The organism is Micromonospora sp. NBC_01638, from assembly GCF_045209745.1.
Taxonomy (GTDB): domain Bacteria; phylum Actinomycetota; class Actinomycetes; order Mycobacteriales; family Micromonosporaceae; genus Micromonospora.
In genome coordinates this window covers 1,898,192-1,914,265 of record NZ_CP109273.1, presented here as the reverse complement: position 1 = coordinate 1,914,265, position 16,074 = coordinate 1,898,192, and the positions used below count along the sequence as shown (strand labels likewise).

Genomic DNA, 16,074 nt, shown 5'->3' with positions numbered 1-16,074 from the left:
GTCGTCCGCGCAGCCTCCGATCCCTCTCAACATGGAGACCAGTCGATGACTACCGGTCTGGCCCGCGTCACCATCAGCGCGCCGCAACGACGGGTGGACGTCGCCCTGCCGGAGCAGGTGCCCCTGGCCGAACTGCTGCCCGACGTGCTCCGGCACGCCGGTGTCGGGCTGGCCGACGACGGCGAGCAGCACGGTGGTTGGGTTCTACGCCGCACCGACGGCGCGCTGCTGGCGACCGCCCAGGCGCTGCTGCCACAGGGGGTCCGCGACGGCGAGGTGCTGCATCTCGTGCCGGCTCGCGCGCACTGGCCCGAGTTGGAGTACGACGACGTGGTCGAGGCGATCGCCGATGGTGCCCGCCGCCGCGGCGGAGCCTGGTTGCCCACCGCCACCCGGGCCGCCGGTCTGGCCGGTGCCGCCGTGCCGCTCTCCGTCGGGCTACTCGCCCTGCTCGCCGGCGGCCCGACGCACCGGGCTGGCTGGCTGGCGGCCGCTGTGGTGGCGCTGGTGCTCACCGTGGCCGGCACGGTGGCATCCCGCGCCAACGGCGACGGCACCGCCGGGGCGACGCTCGGCGGCTACGCGCTGCCGTACGCGTTCACGGCCGGTGCCCTCGCGGTCGGCTCCGGCGACCCGGTCGGGCCGTTCGGGCCGGCCCGTTGGGTGGGTGCCCCCGAACTGCTGGCCGGCTCGGTGGTGCTGCTGCTGGTGGCGCTGATCGGCCTGCTCGGGGTGGCCAGCCGGCTGCGGGTCTTCGTGGCCGGTGTCACGGTCGGCCTGATCGGCGCCGGGGCCGCGCTCGGTGGGTTGCTGCTGACCCCGGCCGGTACGGCGGCGGTGCTGCTCAGCGCACTGGTCTTCGCCGTCGGCGTGATCCCGCTGCTGGCCATCCGGCTGGGCAAGCTCCCCTTGCCGCCCATCACCCTGCCGACCTCGACCGCCGCAGAAGAGCCGGAGCGGGCCCGGGACCTGCCGGACCGGAGCCGGGTCCACGCCGCGGTGACCCGCACCGAGGAGATGCTGACCGGAATGTTGATCGGGCACGCCCTGCTGGCGGTGGCGGCGGCAGTCGTGCTGGGGGTTGCCGGCGGAATGGCCGGTCGGGTGCTGGTGGCGGTCACCTCGGCCGTGCTGCTGCTGCGGTCGCGGCTGTTCGTGGCGCTGCGGCACCGGGTGCCGACGGTGCTCGCCGGGCTGGCCGGCTACGCGGTGCTGGGCGCGGTGCTGGTCGGCCGGGCCGACGACGCCGGGCGGTTGGCGCTGGTTCTGGGAGGTGCGGCGCTCGCCCTGGTGGCCGTCGCCGGCGGCACCGGGTACGCCCGCCGGCCGGTCTCGCCGTACCTCGGGCGGGTCGCGGACCTCACCGACACGGCCCTGGTGGTCGCCGTGGTGCCGATCGCCTGCGCGGTGCTCGACCTGTACGACCGGGCCCGGGGGCTGCTCGGTTGAGCGGCCTCCGGGCCCGGTGCGTCAGCGGTCGTCAGTGGGCGGATTCGCCGCGCGCCTCGGCGTCCCTGGCACGCTGGTAGGAGGCATGGATCTCGGCCTCGGCTTCGGTGCGGCCGACCCAGGTCGCGCCCTCCACCGACTTGCCGGGCTCCAGGTCCTTGTACACCTCGAAGAAGTGCTGGATCTCCAGCCGGTCGAACTCGCCCAGGTGGTGGATGTCGCGCAGGTGCTCCTGGCGCGGGTCCTCGTACGGCACGCAGAGGACCTTGTCGTCCCCGCCCTTTTCGTCGGTCATCCGGAACATGCCGATGGTGCGGCAGCGGATCAGGCAGCCCGGGAAGGTCGGTTCGGGGACCAGCACCAGCGCGTCCAGCGGGTCGCCGTCCTCGCCCAGCGTGTCCTCGATGAACCCGTAGTCGGCCGGGTACTGGGTGGAGGTGAAGAGGGTGCGGTCCAGCCGGATCCGGCCGGTCTTGTGGTCCACCTCGTATTTGTTCCGGTGACCCTTGGGGATCTCAACCGTCACGTCGAAATCCATCTGCACGCTCCCTCGTCTGCCCACGCTGGCTAACGGAACCACTGGCGGCCCTCCGGACGGGCGAATGCCCACCCGCCGACTCCGGCCGCCGCATAGTCTTCGGACCGAAGTAGTGTCACCCAAGCCGATTTTCGCTGGGGGAGGAGGGGGTCGTGGGGAGGGAAGATTCACACTACCGCCCGGACGGGGGCTCCGCGCACGGTACCGGACGATCCGGCTCCGGTGGTGCCACGGGGCGATTTCCGGTCCCGGAGGCACACCTTCCGCGGGCTCCCGAGCCAGCGACCCCTGCGCCGGAGACGGTGCCCGAGCGGCCCCCGCCGCTGCCCTGGCGCCCGCCGGCCGGAACGGCTCCGCCCAGCCCGAACACCGGTCGCTTCCCGGTGGTCGGCGGTGAGCGACCGGTGAGCGGCCCGCCGCGCGGAAGCGCCGCGGTCCCGGTCAGCCCGGCGCCGGTCAGCCCGCCGTCCGGTCACGCGCCGACCACTCCCGACCCGGCCGGCGTGCCACCGCTGGGTCCGCCGATCTCCGCGCTGCCCGCGCCCACTGGTGCCGCACCCGCACCCGCGCCCGTCGCGCCGCGCCGTCGGCGGCGGCTGCTGGTGGTGCTGGCCGTCGTGCTGCTGCTGGTGCTCGTCGGCGTCGGAGTCGTCGTCACCAGACCGGGGCCGGTCGCCGGGTGGCTGGGCGACGACGCCGGGTCGGCGCCGAGCGCCGCTGCCGTGACCCCGGAGCGTGCCCCGTCGGACGTGCTGGCCGGCCCGGACCCGAACGCCCCCGTGCCCACCCCCGACGGGGTTCGTGCGGTGCTTGATCCGCTGGTCGGCGCCGCCGCGCTGGGCAACCGGGTGAACGTCTCGGTGGCCGACGTGATCTCCGGCCAGACGCTGTTCGCCAAGGGAGCCGACGACGGCACGGTGCCCGCCTCGGTGACCAAGCTGGTGACCGCGGTGACCGTGTTGGCGGCCCGTGGACCCGGCTACCAGATCCCCACCCGGGTGGTCGCCGGCGCCAAGGCCGGCGAGGTGGTGATCGTCGGTGGCGGCGACCCCACCCTCGCGATCGACAAGAAGGGTTACTACCCCGGGGCGGCGCGCCTCGACGACCTGGCCGCCCAGGTGCGCACCGCACTCGGCGGAGTCGCCCCGACCAATGTCGTCGTCGACGGTTCGGTCTACTCCGGCCCGGTCTACGGCCCGGGCTGGGACCCCGACATCCCCACTGGCGGGTCCGGCGGCGCGGTGACCGCGTTGATGACCGACGGCGCGCGCAGGGACCCGGGCGTCGAGCACGGGTCCGCCGAGCGGTTCGCCGAGCCGGACCTGGCGGCCGGCAAGTCGTTCGCCCGGCTGCTCGGCGTGCCGACCAGTGCCGTGAAACGTGGAACGGCCCCGGCGCCGGCCGCGGCCGGTGGCACCCCGGCACCGGGCGCCGAGCTTGGCGTGGTGCAGTCTCCGCCGCTGATCCGGATGGTCGACATCATGATCAGCGAAAGCGACAACCTGGTGGCCGAGGCGCTCGCCCGCCAGGTCGCGTTGGCCCGCAACCAGCCGGCCTCGTTCGACGGGGGCGCCGCCGCGATGGACGCGGAGGTGGCCGAGCTGGGCCTGCCCGCCGACGAGATCACCCTCTCCGACGGCAGCGGCCTGTCCCGAAGCAACCGGATCAGCCCGTCGTTGCTGACCGACCTGGTCCGGCTGGCGGCCAGCCCGGACCATCCGGAGTTGGCCGGTGTCTTCGGTGGCCTGCCGGTGGGTGGCTGGTCCGGCACCCTGGACGACCGCTACCGCAACACCCCGGGCACGGCCGCCGGTGCGGGCAGCGTCCGGGCCAAGACCGGCACGCTGACCGAGGTGCACTCCATTGCGGGCCTGGTCACCACCGCCGATGGCCGGCTGCTCACCTTCGCGGTGCTCACCGACCAGGTGCCCGGTGGGAAGGAAACCGCCCAGCCTGCGCTGGACCGGATCGCCGCCGCGCTGGCTGGCTGCGGCTGCCGCTGACCGTCACGGATCGGGAGTTTCCGGCCCTGCCGGAGCCGCCATCGACGTCGATCGGGGGCGCGAGCCCGGGCCGGGGTGTCGCGGCGCGGGTACGGTGGGTCCATGGCGCAGTTCGTGGACTGGGATCTGGCCGCCGCCACCGCGGGGGCGTTGAGCAAGTCGGGCCCCCGGGTGTCGTATGCCGAGGCCACTGACGTGGTCGGCGACCTGCGCCGGCTGACCGATGAGGCGGCCGGGCACGTGGCCGACTACACGGGGCTACGGGCGCAGGTGGCGCATCCGCCGGTCCGGGTGGTCGACCGCCGGGACTGGGCCGCGACCAACATCGCTGGTCTTCGCGAGGTGATCACTCCGCTTGTGAGCCGGCTCGCCGGCGACAAGCAGCCGGGCGCGTTGACCGAGGCGATCGGGTCCCGGCTGACCGGAGTGCAGGCCGGCACCGTCCTGGCGTACCTCTCCGGCCGGGTGCTCGGCCAGTACGAGGTCTTCTCGGCCGACCCGGGCCAACTGCTGCTGGTCGCACCGAACATCGTCGAGGTGGAGCGCAAGCTCGGCGCCGACCCGCGGGACTTCCGGCTCTGGGTGTGCCTGCACGAGGTCACCCACCGGACCCAGTTCACCGCCGTGCCGTGGATGCGGGCCTACTTCCTCAGCGAGGTGCAGGCGTTCGTCGACGCCTCGTCGAGCGGGAGCGAGCAGATGGTCGAGCGGTTGCGGCGCGGGGTGGCCACCCTGTCCGAGGCGGTCCGTGATCCGGAGAGCCGCACCAGCGTGCTGGACATTGTGCAGACCCCGGCGCAGCGGGCTGTGCTGGACCGGCTCACCGCGTTGATGACCCTGCTGGAGGGGCACGCCGAGTTCGTCATGGACGGCGTGGGCCCGCAGGTGATCCCCAGCGTGGAGCGGATCCGGGCGTCGTTCAACCGACGCCGGGAGGCGGGCAACCCGCTGGAGAAGGCGATCCGCCGGCTGCTCGGGGTGGACGTCAAGATGCGCCAGTACGCCGAGGGGCGCAAGTTCGTGCACGGTGTGGTGGAGCGGGTCGGTATGGACGGGTTCAACTCGATCTTCAACTCGCCGCTCACCCTGCCTCGGCTGTCGGAGTTGGGCGACCCCGATGCCTGGGTCACCCGGGTGCACGGCCCGGCCGGCACCTTCCCGGCCGCTGGCTGATCACCCGCCGGTGGCCGCGCTCGCCCCGCCAGTGGCCGCGATCCGGGTGGCGGTCCGCCGAGCCCTGACCGGTCTGCCGTCCGGCGGGCCGGTGCTGGTCGCCTGCTCCGGCGGCGCCGACTCGCTCGCTCTTGCGGCGGCCACCGTGTTCGTGGCACCTCGGCTGGGTGGCTCCGCGGTGCTGGTGACCGTCGATCACGGCTTGCAGGACGGCTCCGCGCAGCGCGCGGAGGCGGTGGCCGGCTGGGCGCGTGGGGTCGGGTTCGCGTCGGCGACCGTGGTCCGGGTGGAGGTGGCCGGGCGTCCCGGCGGGCCGGAGGCTGCCGCCCGGGAGGCCCGCTACCAGGCGTTGACCGAGGCGGCCCGGCAGCAGAACGCAATCGCGGTGCTCACCGGGCACACCCGCGACGACCAGGCGGAGACGGTGCTGCTCGCGCTCGCCCGGGGCGCCGGCCCACGCGGGCTGGCCGGGATGCCCGCCCGGCGGGAGCTGGACGGGGTGCCGCTGCTGCGTCCGCTGCTGGAGATCGGTCGGGAGCAGACGCGCGCCGCGTGCGCCGTGCTCGGGCTGAGCCCGTGGCAGGACCCGCACAACACCGACCCGTCGTACGCCCGGTCCCGCGTGCGCGCCGACCTGCTGCCGGCGCTGGTGCGGGCGCTCGGGCCCGGTGTGGTGGACAACCTCGCGCGTACCGCCCGGCTGGTGGCGGCCGACAACGCCGCGCTCGACGAGTTGGCGGGAACGGCGCTGGCGGCGGCTCGATGTTCCGACGGAGAGCTGTCCGTGCCGGCGCTGGTCGAGTTGGTCCCCGCAGTGCGTGGCCGGGTGCTGCACACCTGGGCGCGTGAGCTGGGCGCTTCGCCGGGCGCCCTGTCGTACCGGCACGTCGCTGCTCTGGACGCCCTGGTCACGGGCTGGCGCGGTCAGGGCCCGGCCGACCTGCCCGGAGGCGTCCGGGTGCTTCGCCGCGCCGATCGACTGGCGTCGGTGGAGCCGACCTGACCAGATCCTTCGGGTGGTGCGTCGGGTTGGCTGGCCTCAGCCGCTGACCGCCCGGTCCCGAAAGGTGGTCCGGTAACTGTGTGGGGTGGCGCCGACTCGGCGGCTGAAGTGGTGGCGCAGGGCGGCCGCGTCGCCGAAGCCGGACTGGTCGGCGACCGCCTCCACGCTCAACGGGGTCTCCTCCAGCAGCCGCCGGGCGAGCAGCACCCGCTGGTTGGTGAGCCAGTCGTGCGGGGTGGTGCCGGTCTCGGCGCGGAAACGGCGGGCGAACGTACGTGGTGCCATGCCGGCGCGGGCAGCCAATTCCTCCACGGTGATCGTCTGATCCAGGTGACCCATCAGCCACTCCAGCACCGGCTCCAGGGTGGACGCCTCGGGGGCCTTCGGGATGGGCACCTCGACGTACTGTGACTGGCCGCCGTCGCGGTGCGGCGGGACCACCATCCGCCGGGCCAGCCGGGTCGCGGTGGCCGAGCCGTGCTCCTGGCGGATCAGGTGCAGGCAGGCGTCGATGCCGGCCGCCGTGCCGGCGCTGGTGAGCAGCCGGCCGTCCTGGACGTAGAGCGAGTTGCAGCGCACCCGGGCGCGCGGGTGCCGGCGTTGCAGCTCGTCCACGTACCGCCAGTGGGTCGTGCACTCCCGGTCGTCGAGCAGCCCGGCCTCGCCGAGCAGGAAGGCGCCGGAGCAGACGCTGAACAGGTGCGCTCCGCGGGCGTCGGCCCGGCGCAGCGCGTCGAGCACCGGGCCGGGAACGGTCGTGCCCTGGCTGTGCGCGGGGATGGCCACCAGGTCGGCCTCGTCGACCGGGCCGAGGTCGGCGTGCGGGGTGAGGTGGAAGCCGGACGACGTACGCACGGGGGCGCCGTCGGGGCTGCACACCTGGAAGCGGTAGCCGGGAAAGCCGTCGGCTGTCCGGTCGGTGCCGAACACCTCCGCGAGCACGCCGAGCTCGAAGGGGGCGACCTGGTCGAGGGCGAGGACGGCGATGGATCTGAGCATGTGACGAGGGTAACTCGACAGGTGGCAGTAAATCGATGGGCAGTGGCATTCCTGCCACTGTCCGGTCGGCGCGAGTGGCCGCAGACTGGTCTCAGTCCGGTGCGCACCGGCGGCGAAACCAACAGCAATCATGCGAAAGTGAGCGCCGCCATGGAGTTCCTGCTCTTCCTCCTCTTCCTCGTCCTGCTCGCCGTCGCCTCGGCGGCCGGCCTCACCCTCGACAGCCGCGATTCGGCCGACTGGAAGCCCAGCGACGACGGCCGCCGCTGGCGATCACGCACCAACTGATGTGGTTAAGGTAATTTGCGAAGAAAGTCCTTGGCGGGACCGCGCCCAAAAGGTGCGGCCCCGCCGACGAAGGCCATCCGACGTACGGCAGGCTAGGAGTCATGGCTGATGGCTCCTGGTACGACGCCGACATCGACCACGTGATCATCTCCGAGGCGCAGATTCGCGAGAAGACGGCGGAGTTGGCCAAGCAGATCTCTGCCGACTACGCCCACGTGACCGACGGACTGCTGCTGGTGTGCGTACTCAAGGGCGCGGTGATGTTCATGGCCGACTTCGCCAGGGCGTTGGGCCGCAACGGCCCACCGGCGGAGCTCGACTTCATGGCCATCTCCTCCTACGGCCAGGGCACCACCTCGTCCGGGGTGGTCCGCATCCTGAAGGACCTGGACCGGGACATCGCCGGTCGGCACGTCGTGGTCGTCGAGGACATCGTCGACTCCGGGCTCACCCTCTCCTGGCTGCTGCGCTATCTGGAGTCGCGCTCCGCGGCGAGCGTCGAGGTGGTCGCGCTGTTCCGCAAGCCGGACGCGGTCAAGGTGCCGGTCCCGGTGAAGTACGTCGGCTTCGACATCCCCACCGAGTTCGTGGTCGGGTACGGCCTGGACTTCGCTGAGCGCTACCGGGAGCTGCCGTACGTCGGGGTGCTGAAGCCCGAGGTCTACGCCCGATCCTGACGTTGGACCCGACCTGTCGGGGCAATCCGGTGGCGGCGTGAGGTCGACTCGCATCGGCATCCATCAAGCCGACGTTCAGCGCGCTCTCAGTTGTTGCGGTTACCGTGGACCCCGGTGGCTCGGAGGTTACTCTGCGCTCGACCCCCTCGACCGCGTGACCGGGCGGTCAGGTGGCCGTGTCGGACTCCCCGCCACGCCGGTTTCTACCCGGACCCGCGCACGTTCGTTGCGGGGCTGGTGGGCCTGCCTGCGGTGCGTGCCGTCGATCTCGAAGGTGTGCCGAGTGCGGGGCTCGCAAGCTCGCGCCTCGCGTGCACGGTGTACCGTCGAATGACCGCGGCGCGGCAGTTTTCGCGCTTCGGGGTTGAGGCCGGCCCGCACGGCGGCTCCGACCGCCGCACATGCGGCGACACCATCAGACGGTCAGGACGTCGATCAGGAGGATGCGGGCGCTCCGGCGCTCGACAACAGTATGGAACGTACGCGTTTCTTCCGCCGACCGGTGGTCTGGATCATCCTGGTCATCCTCGGCGCCGTTGTGCTCAGTCAGCTGTTCACCGCTGGTCCCAGCTACCACCGCGTGGACACTTCCGTTGCGCTCGATCAGCTCCACACTGCCAAGATCAACAAGGTCGTCTTCCAGGACAAGGAGCAAACGCTCCAGCTCGACCTGGCCCAGAAGACGAAGTTCGGTAAGACCGAGACCGACAAGATCGAGGCCCAATTCCCGTACCAGGTTGGCGACCAGGTCTGGAACGAGGTCCAGGACGCCAAGGCGGCCAACCGGGTCACCGGCACGGCCGACGCCAAGGTCTCGTCGGACAGCATCTGGGTGAGCCTGCTGGTCAACCTGCTGCCGATCGCGCTGCTCGTCCTCCTGCTGCTGTTTTTCATGTCGCAGATGCAGGGCGGCGGCTCCCGGGTGCTCAACTTCGGCAAGTCCAAAGCGAAGATGATCACCAAGGACACTCCGAAGACGACCTTCGCGGACGTCGCGGGTGCCGAGGAGGCCGTCGAGGAGCTGTACGAGATCAAGGACTTCCTGCAGAACCCTGCGAAGTACCAGGCTCTGGGCGCCAAGATTCCGAAGGGCGTGCTGCTCTTCGGTCCTCCCGGTACCGGCAAGACGCTGCTGGCCCGCGCGGTCGCCGGCGAGGCCGGGGTGCCGTTCTACTCCATCTCCGGCTCCGACTTCGTGGAAATGTTCGTCGGTGTCGGCGCCAGCCGGGTCCGTGACCTGTTCGAGCAGGCCAAGGCGAACGCCCCGGCGATCGTCTTCGTCGACGAGATCGACGCCGTCGGCCGGCACCGCGGCGCCGGCATGGGCGGCGGTCACGACGAGCGCGAGCAGACGCTCAACCAGTTGCTCGTCGAGATGGACGGCTTCGACACCAAGGGCGGGGTCATCCTGATCGCGGCCACCAACCGGCCGGACATCCTCGACCCGGCGCTACTGCGCCCGGGCCGGTTCGACCGGCAGATCCCGGTGGACGCCCCCGACATGGAGGGTCGCAAGGCCATCCTGCGGGTGCACGCCAAGGGCAAGCCGTTCACCCCCGACGTCGACCTCGACGCGGTGGCGCGACGGACCCCGGGCTTCAGCGGCGCCGACCTGGCCAACGTGATCAACGAGTCGGCCCTGCTCACCGCCCGCAAGGACCAGCGGGCGATCACCAACGACTCGCTGGAAGAGTCGATCGACCGGGTGATCGCAGGTCCGCAGCGACGGACCCGCGTGATGAGCGACCAGGAAAAGAAGATCACCGCGTACCACGAGGGTGGGCACGCGCTGGTCGCCTGGGCGCTGCCGCACGCCGCGCCGGTGCACAAGGTGACGATCCTGTCCCGTGGTCGCTCGCTGGGCCACACCCTGGTGCTCCCGACCGAAGACAAGTACACCCAGACGCGCGCCGAGATGATCGACACCCTGGCGTACGCGCTGGGCGGTCGGGCCGCCGAGGAACTGGTCTTCCACGAGCCCACCACCGGTGCCGGCAACGACATCGAGAAGGCCACCCAACTGGCCCGCGCGATGATCACCCAGTACGGCATGAGCTCCAAGCTCGGCGCGATCAAGTACGGCACCAGCGGGGACGAGCCGTTCCTCGGCCGCAACATGGGCCACGAGCGGGGCTACTCGGACTCGGTGGCCGCCGAGATCGACGGCGAGATGCGGGCACTGGTCGAGCTGGCGCACGACGAGGCCTGGGAGATCCTGGTGGAATACCGGGACGTCCTGGACAACATCGTGCTCGAGCTGATGGAGAAGGAAACCCTCTCCACGGCCGACATGGCGCGGATCTGCTCCCGGGTGGTCAAGCGCCCGCCGCTGGTGCCGTACAACGGCTTTGGCAAGCGCCAGCCCTCCACCGAGCCGCCCGTGCTCACCCCTACGGAGAAGGACAAGCTCAAGGCGCAGGCCCAGGCCGACGGCGCGCAGGCGTCGGTTGGCGGCGGGGCACCGTCCAACAACTCGGACGGCACGCACTGAGCAACGACCCGACGGCCAGCTCCCCACACCGGGAGCTGGCCGTCTCCGCGACCGAGCCCGACGGCGACGACCGGCTGGACTACGTAGCCGCGCGGCTGATCAGCGGCAGGCTGACCGGCCGCCCGGTCGAAGACGCCGTCGACCTGGGCCGGATCGAGAAAGCCGTTCGGGAAATCCTGATCGCGGTCGGCGAGGACCCGGACCGCGACGGGCTCCAGCAGACCCCGGCCCGGGTCGCCCGCGCGTACGCCGAACTCTTCGCCGGTCTGCGGGTCGACCCGGCCCAGGTGCTCAGCACCACCTTCGAGGCCAACCACGAAGAGTTGGTGATCGTCCGCGACATCGACGTGATGAGCTTCTGTGAGCACCACCTGCTGCCGTTCCGCGGCAGCGCGCACATCGGCTACATCCCCGGCCCGGACGGGCGGATCACCGGCCTGTCCAAGCTGGCGCGACTGGTCGAGGTCTTCGCCCGTCGGCCCCAGGTGCAGGAGCGGCTCACCTCGCAGGTCGCCGACCTGCTGATGAGCAAACTCGCACCGCGCGGCGTCGTCGTCGTGCTCGACTGCGAGCACATGTGCATGGCGATGCGGGGCATCCAGAAATCCGGTGCCAGGACCATCACGTCAGCGGTACGCGGCATCCTGCAGTCGGACTCCAAGTCGCGGGCCGAGGCGATGGCGCTGATTATCCCCCGCTGACACCCGGATGCACCACGGCCGGCCGACATCCTTCCGGGACGGCCGGCCGTTCCGTTTCCGCACCCGTCCCCCCAGGGCTGGTCAGCCAGCGAGCAGGGCCAGCAGCAGGCCAGCCGTGACCAGCACCGCCGGCACCAGACACACCAGCGCGCCGAAGCGCACCGTACGGTCCAGCCGCTCGGCAGGGCTGACGCGGAACAACCGCCCGATGCCCACCCAACCGGCGACGAACGCGACCGCCGGCATCGGCAGCCCGCAGATCAGCGCCGCAACACTGGCCGGCCCCACTCCCGTCGCCGCGTACACCGCGACCTGGATCAGCGGCACCAGCAGCGCAAACGGCCCGTACACCAGGAGGTTGCGCGCCCGCGCGGGCCAGGACCCCGGCCGGAACCGGCGGCGCGCCGCCAAGGCCGCGTCCGCCGCCTCGGCCCAGCCCCGCGCGGCCCGCAGCGCCGCCAGCACAGCCGCCGGGCCGCCCGCCATCGACCGGGCTGCCTCGGTCAGCTCCGGCGGCGACGGCACCAGAGAGATCGCTGGTACGCCCAACTCCCGCAGCCGTTCCTGCTGGCTCGCCAGCCCGGTGCGGACCACCGTCAGCTCCTCCCGGGCGGCCTCCGCCGACCGGGCCTGCTCACCAGCGGCGGCAGCCGCGCTGCGGCGGACCCCGTCCAACTGACGAGCCGCGGCGAGGTACTCCGCCCAGGCCGTGCTGGGCTCGACCGCCGCCGGGAGAGCGTCCTCGCTCGCCACAGCGGCCCGCTGCCGCCCCGGCCCGGTCACCGTCGCGTTCGGACTCATCTCGTCACCCCCCGCCCGCACCACCGGATCACCCGGCCTCATCGGCGAACGGCACCAGGACCGTGCCCCGCTCGTCCGGACCGTCCCAGAGCACCGCACGGTCGGGGCGAACCCGCCACTCCACCGGCCGACCGAAGACCGCGGCAAGTTGCGCGACCGGCACGTCCAGCACGGCCACGGCGGTCAGCTTGTCGACCTCGCCCGCAGGATCGAGCAGCGCGGCGAACGGCGGCACCGCACGCCACCAGCCCAGCAGGTGTCTCCCCGCCGGCGGCCCGTCCCGCAGTAGCGCGCGCAGCCGGTCCACCGCCAGCTCCCGAGGGCCCGGCCGGTCCAGCCCGAAGACCACCAGATAGGTCGGCAGTTCGTCGGCCGTGTCCGCGAGCAGCGTCGACAGATCCACCATCTCGGCCGAATGGCGGGTCGCCAACTCAGCCGTCAACGCCTCCGCGAGCGCTCGTGAGCCCGGGTCCGGTGCCGCCACCAGGAAGCGGGCGGTGCCCGGGGAATGGTGGACCGCGGTGCTCCGGGCCGCCGTCGCCAGCAGCCCGCCCGCCGCAGCGCAGGACCCCAGCACCGCGAGGTTGCGCCCGGCCGCCGGCCCCAACGGTACGGCGACCGTCGAGCGGGCCACGTCCACCGCCCGGCCCAGCAGGGCCGCCGGCCCGTGTGCCTGCCCCGCCAACGCCGCCCGGTGTCGTGGATCGTTGCCCAGCAGCGGCCGGGCGTACCCGGCGAAGACCACCGGTGGCACCGAACCCGCCGGCCGGGCCGCCCACAGCTCGTGCCGCAGCTCCTCCACCACCTGCGGGTGGTCCTGCGGGTCGGGGTGCCGAATCAGCCGTTCGTGACCTCGGGTCGCACCCCGGGGGCCGCCGAGCCCGCCAGCGGTGTTCACCACGGCGCTGCCCACCGGCAGGCCGGCGGCCGAGTCGTTCGTGGGCTCCAGCACCGGGCTGCCGCCCGGCAGCGCCACCCGCACCGGGAACTGCCCGAGCACCGAATCCCGATGACCGGCATCCGCGCGCACACTCAGCCCCAGCTCGCCCGCACCGGCCAACACCAGGTGCACGCCGTACGCCCGACCGGCCCGGGCCAGCCCGTCCAACTGGGCGGCCACCTCAGTGGCCAGCCGGTCCCGCTCCGCGAAGAGCAGCGGCACATTGTCCAACACACAGACGATCCGCGGCAGCGGTTGGTGCTGACGCAGCTCAGCGAAGCGTTGCCCGCCGGCCCGCGCCCCGGCCTCCGTCCGACGCTGCACCTCGGCCGTCAACTCGTCGAGCAGGTCCCGGACATACTCCCGGTCGGCGGCCATCGCGGCCGCGCGCACCTGCGGAATCCACGACCGGTCCCGCTCCGTCTGCAGGAACTCCACGAAGGACTCAGCGTCGCCGAGATCCACCAGGTAGAGCGCCAGCTCGTCCGGGCCGTACCGGGCGGCCAGGCCGAGCAGCGCGGTGGTCAGGAACGCCGCGCGGCCCGCCGCGGACCGGCCGCTGACCAGCCAGTGCGGGGTCAGTTCGGTGAAGCCCAGCGGGACCGACCGGCCCCCGGCATCACCAACCGTCGTGGTCAACCCGTCCGCGGAATCCGACTCCCACAGCCGCTCGCCCGTCGGTGGCAGCAGGGCCGCCAACGCCAACCGGGAACCCGCCTCCACCTGCTCAGCGAGCCGCCGACAGACCGCGTCGACCAACTCGGCCGGTGGGTCCGACTCGACGAAGACAGGTGAGTTCAACCCGCCCGGCGGATCGGCGCCCGGACTGGCGAAGGAGGCCCCCGGCGGGTCACCGAGCAGCGCGTACGCGTTGCGCAGCGCCAGAGGCGTGGTGTGCGGCAGCGGCACCCTGGTCGCGTACGGGCCGGCGGGAGGCCAGCCGGCCACCACCAGGTGCAGCCCTGCGGCCGGCCCCTGCTCGGCCAACGCCTCAATGCGAGCCAGATCGGTCGAGCCAGCCGACTCCGGCAGTGCGGCGATCACCAGCAACAACGTACGGTCGTGGCGGCGCCGCCCGCTCGCGCCCGGCGTGACCCACTGCTCCGCCTCGGTCAGCACCGCGCGCAGACCCGCCACGTCCACCGCTGGCGGCGGCAGCAGGCCAGCATCACCGAGAGCTCCGAACGGCGCCAACACGGCGCCGGTGGCATCCACCGCGCGAACCAGCAGGGCGCCCGCCGGCGTCGCACCCAGCAACCGCAGGAGTACGGCCCGGAGCAACCCCGCCACCCGCGGCTCCCGGGCGTCAGCGTCCACACTCAGATGACCGGTGCCGAGCAGTGGCACCAGTGCGGGGAAACGGGCGTCGTCCAACGGCGCCGCCGTGCCAACCCGGACGAACGGCGGCGGGCCGTCACCCGCCGGGGAGCCCACGGTGAGCGAGTCCAGTGTCGCGCCCGACCAACCCGGAGCCAGTCGTGCCGCAACCGCCCGCAAGCGGTCGGCCACCTCGTACTGACGGCGCTGATCGGCCGGAGCCGGCCGGGTCTCGTCGAGGATCCCCGTCGCGGCGGTCGCAACGGCCGCGGCCCGGCGATGCAGGGCTGCGGCGCGGTTCGTGCGTGCCTTCGGACCGGCCACCGCGTCCACCCCCTCTGCCCGAGGTTGGCAACCCCTCCCCGAGCAGAGACGGTATCCCAGCCGAGTCTGCTCCTTTGGGAGGCGCCTCGGCAATGCGCCGGTGTTGTCGCGGATCTCACCGGTGGGGACGGGTCCGTCACGATCCGCTGGATCTGAGGCATTGGCTCCGCGGCGTCCAGCGGATAACTTCAGGAGGTGGAATCAGTGCAGCCCCCCGCCGGTTCCAAGGTCTCCCGCGTACCGGCCCAACGGACACCTTCCGAGCAGCTGCCGCCGGCCCCGGTAACGCCGGCGCCACAGCCGCCGCGCCGCCGGGTTCGGACCGTGCTCACCGTCGTCGCGGGGGTGCTCGCCCTGCTCGGCATCGGCGCTGCCATCACCGGCTACGTGCTGTACAACCGCGCGTCAGCCCCGGACCGCAGCGCACCCGACGTGGTGGTGGACAACTATCTGCGCGCATTTCTCGTGGATCGCAACGACACGAGAGCGAACCTATTCACCTGTGAGGGTGGCGCGCAATTGGAGGCTCTTCGCTCGCTGCGGGCCGACCTGCTCGCGCGCGAAGAGCGATTCGGAGTGACGATTACTGTCAGTTGGGGGAGCTTGGGCGTGCAGAAGCAGGGCGGCAACGCCGCTGCTGTTGAGGTGGCGTTGATCATCTCTGCCCGAGTCGACGGGATTAATCAAAGCGATCGTCAGTCCTGGCGATTCGACACCCGGCTAGCCGAAAGCTGGCGAGTCTGTGGCGGCAAACGAGCTAGCTGATATCACTCGATCCATAGGAGATGCACCGGGACCTCCAGGGTGGTGGGCGACTGGCCGCGCCAGGCCCAGCGGTACCACTCCACCTCGGGCGTGATCCGAACGCAGATGTCTCCCTCGGCGCCCGAGTAGGTCTCCGTGACCGCTCGCAGATCGCGGTGCTCCACACCATCCTCGACGTGCACCACCCTGCGCCCGGTGACGGCGTCCGCCTCGATGACGGGCGTGGGGGTCCGGTGGGCCGGGCCGTCCAGCGAGACCAACCGGAGGCCGGTGTCGCGGGCACCCTCCGACCCTGGTCGGCTGCCGACCGTCTCCACCCAGACCCGATCCACCGGTACCAGTGGTGCGAACACCTCGACCTGCTCAGCCTCGGCCCGGTACCACTCGTGCTCGGGGATCACCGGCACGTACGTCCGGGCGCCTTGCACCACGCGGTCGTCGGCACGCAGGTCGCCCCGCCAGCCCAGCCCCGGCAGACCGACCAGCACCCGCCCTCCGCGCAGCTCCACCCGGTCGGTGGCGGGCACGATCGCCAGTGGCCGGGGTGGCCGAGGCGCCCAGTCAGGCTGGTCGGCGAACGGGTCCGGCAGGGGGCCACTCATGCC

At 72.4% G+C, this 16,074-nt stretch carries 14 protein-coding genes; 9 read left to right on the top strand and 5 right to left on the bottom strand.

The window, feature by feature from the left end:
• Positions 1–45: 45 nt before the first annotated feature.
• On the top strand, positions 46–1,449 hold the full coding sequence (eccD, locus tag OG811_RS09050; RefSeq protein WP_406073354.1) for a type VII secretion integral membrane protein EccD: 1,404 nt from the start codon (positions 46–48) through the stop codon (positions 1,447–1,449).
• Positions 1,450–1,480: 31 nt separating this feature from the next.
• Here the strand turns inward: eccD and OG811_RS09045 are convergent, their stop codons facing one another.
• Positions 1,481–1,987, bottom strand: coding sequence for an inorganic diphosphatase (locus OG811_RS09045; protein WP_406073352.1), 507 nt, complete (start codon positions 1,985–1,987; stop codon positions 1,481–1,483).
• Between the two features lie 533 nt (positions 1,988–2,520).
• On the opposite strand from OG811_RS09045, the gene dacB reads away from it, so the two are divergent.
• The 3 genes from dacB to tilS all read left to right on the top strand — a co-directional run bounded on the left by dacB (position 2,521) and on the right by tilS (position 6,166).
• On the top strand, positions 2,521–3,990 hold the full coding sequence (gene dacB, locus OG811_RS09040) for a D-alanyl-D-alanine carboxypeptidase/D-alanyl-D-alanine-endopeptidase (protein ID WP_406075607.1): 1,470 nt from the start codon (positions 2,521–2,523) through the stop codon (positions 3,988–3,990).
• Positions 3,991–4,092: 102 nt separating this feature from the next.
• Positions 4,093–5,163: a zinc-dependent metalloprotease gene (locus tag OG811_RS09035; protein ID WP_406073350.1), complete on the top strand. Its 1,071-nt coding sequence runs from the start codon at positions 4,093–4,095 to the stop codon at positions 5,161–5,163.
• Between the two features lie 10 nt (positions 5,164–5,173).
• Entirely contained in the window at positions 5,174–6,166 is a 993-nt protein-coding gene (tilS, locus tag OG811_RS09030) for a tRNA lysidine(34) synthetase TilS (protein WP_406073348.1), read from the top strand.
• Positions 6,167–6,202: 36 nt separating this feature from the next.
• Here tilS and OG811_RS09025 read toward each other — a convergent pair whose 3' ends face one another.
• Positions 6,203–7,165: a GlxA family transcriptional regulator gene (locus OG811_RS09025; RefSeq protein ID WP_406073346.1), complete on the bottom strand. Its 963-nt coding sequence runs from the start codon at positions 7,163–7,165 to the stop codon at positions 6,203–6,205.
• Between the two features lie 138 nt (positions 7,166–7,303).
• Here OG811_RS09025 and OG811_RS09020 point away from each other — a divergent pair, with 138 nt between their 5' ends.
• The 4 genes from OG811_RS09020 to folE all read left to right on the top strand — a co-directional run bounded on the left by OG811_RS09020 (position 7,304) and on the right by folE (position 11,322).
• Positions 7,304–7,453: a hypothetical protein gene (locus OG811_RS09020; RefSeq protein WP_272614012.1), complete on the top strand. Its 150-nt coding sequence runs from the start codon at positions 7,304–7,306 to the stop codon at positions 7,451–7,453.
• A gap of 101 nt (positions 7,454–7,554) precedes the next feature.
• Complete coding sequence (gene hpt, locus OG811_RS09015; protein WP_406073345.1) at positions 7,555–8,130, top strand: hypoxanthine phosphoribosyltransferase; 576 nt, start codon at positions 7,555–7,557, stop codon at positions 8,128–8,130.
• 472 nt (positions 8,131–8,602) lie between these two features.
• A complete protein-coding gene (ftsH, locus tag OG811_RS09010) occupies positions 8,603–10,621 on the top strand; it encodes an ATP-dependent zinc metalloprotease FtsH (RefSeq protein WP_406073343.1) in 2,019 nt (672 codons plus the stop codon).
• A gap of 35 nt (positions 10,622–10,656) precedes the next feature.
• Positions 10,657–11,322, top strand: coding sequence for a GTP cyclohydrolase I FolE (gene folE, locus OG811_RS09005; protein ID WP_406075606.1), 666 nt, complete (start codon positions 10,657–10,659; stop codon positions 11,320–11,322).
• An 81-nt stretch (positions 11,323–11,403) separates the two neighbouring features.
• Here folE and OG811_RS09000 read toward each other — a convergent pair whose 3' ends face one another.
• Positions 11,404–12,123, bottom strand: coding sequence for a hypothetical protein (locus OG811_RS09000; protein ID WP_406073341.1), 720 nt, complete (start codon positions 12,121–12,123; stop codon positions 11,404–11,406).
• A gap of 28 nt (positions 12,124–12,151) precedes the next feature.
• Complete coding sequence (locus OG811_RS08995; RefSeq protein ID WP_406073338.1) at positions 12,152–14,713, bottom strand: FtsK/SpoIIIE domain-containing protein; 2,562 nt, start codon at positions 14,711–14,713, stop codon at positions 12,152–12,154.
• A 195-nt stretch (positions 14,714–14,908) separates the two neighbouring features.
• On the opposite strand from OG811_RS08995, the gene OG811_RS08990 reads away from it, so the two are divergent.
• Positions 14,909–15,469, top strand: a complete 561-nt coding sequence (locus tag OG811_RS08990) for a hypothetical protein (protein ID WP_406075605.1) — start codon at positions 14,909–14,911, stop codon at positions 15,467–15,469.
• A 2-nt stretch (positions 15,470–15,471) separates the two neighbouring features.
• On the opposite strand, the gene OG811_RS08985 is transcribed toward OG811_RS08990, so the two are convergent.
• The gene (locus tag OG811_RS08985) at positions 15,472–16,071 is read right to left on the bottom strand and encodes a hypothetical protein (protein WP_406073336.1); all 600 of its coding nucleotides are present in this window, start codon (positions 16,069–16,071) and stop codon (positions 15,472–15,474) included.
• Positions 16,072–16,074: the final 3 nt, after the last annotated feature.

Coding starts and splice junctions, on each gene's coding strand:
- eccD (WP_406073354.1), top strand. CDS start 46: ATGACTACCGGTCTGGCCCGCGTCACCATCAGCGCGCCGCAACGACGG.
- OG811_RS09045 (WP_406073352.1), bottom strand. CDS start 1,987: ATGGATTTCGACGTGACGGTTGAGATCCCCAAGGGTCACCGGAACAAA.
- OG811_RS09035 (WP_406073350.1), top strand. CDS start 4,093: ATGGCGCAGTTCGTGGACTGGGATCTGGCCGCCGCCACCGCGGGGGCG.
- OG811_RS09025 (WP_406073346.1), bottom strand. CDS start 7,165: ATGCTCAGATCCATCGCCGTCCTCGCCCTCGACCAGGTCGCCCCCTTC.
- hpt (WP_406073345.1), top strand. CDS start 7,555: ATGGCTGATGGCTCCTGGTACGACGCCGACATCGACCACGTGATCATC.
- ftsH (WP_406073343.1), top strand. CDS start 8,603: ATGGAACGTACGCGTTTCTTCCGCCGACCGGTGGTCTGGATCATCCTG.
- OG811_RS09000 (WP_406073341.1), bottom strand. CDS start 12,123: ATGAGTCCGAACGCGACGGTGACCGGGCCGGGGCGGCAGCGGGCCGCT.
- OG811_RS08985 (WP_406073336.1), bottom strand. CDS start 16,071: ATGAGTGGCCCCCTGCCGGACCCGTTCGCCGACCAGCCTGACTGGGCG.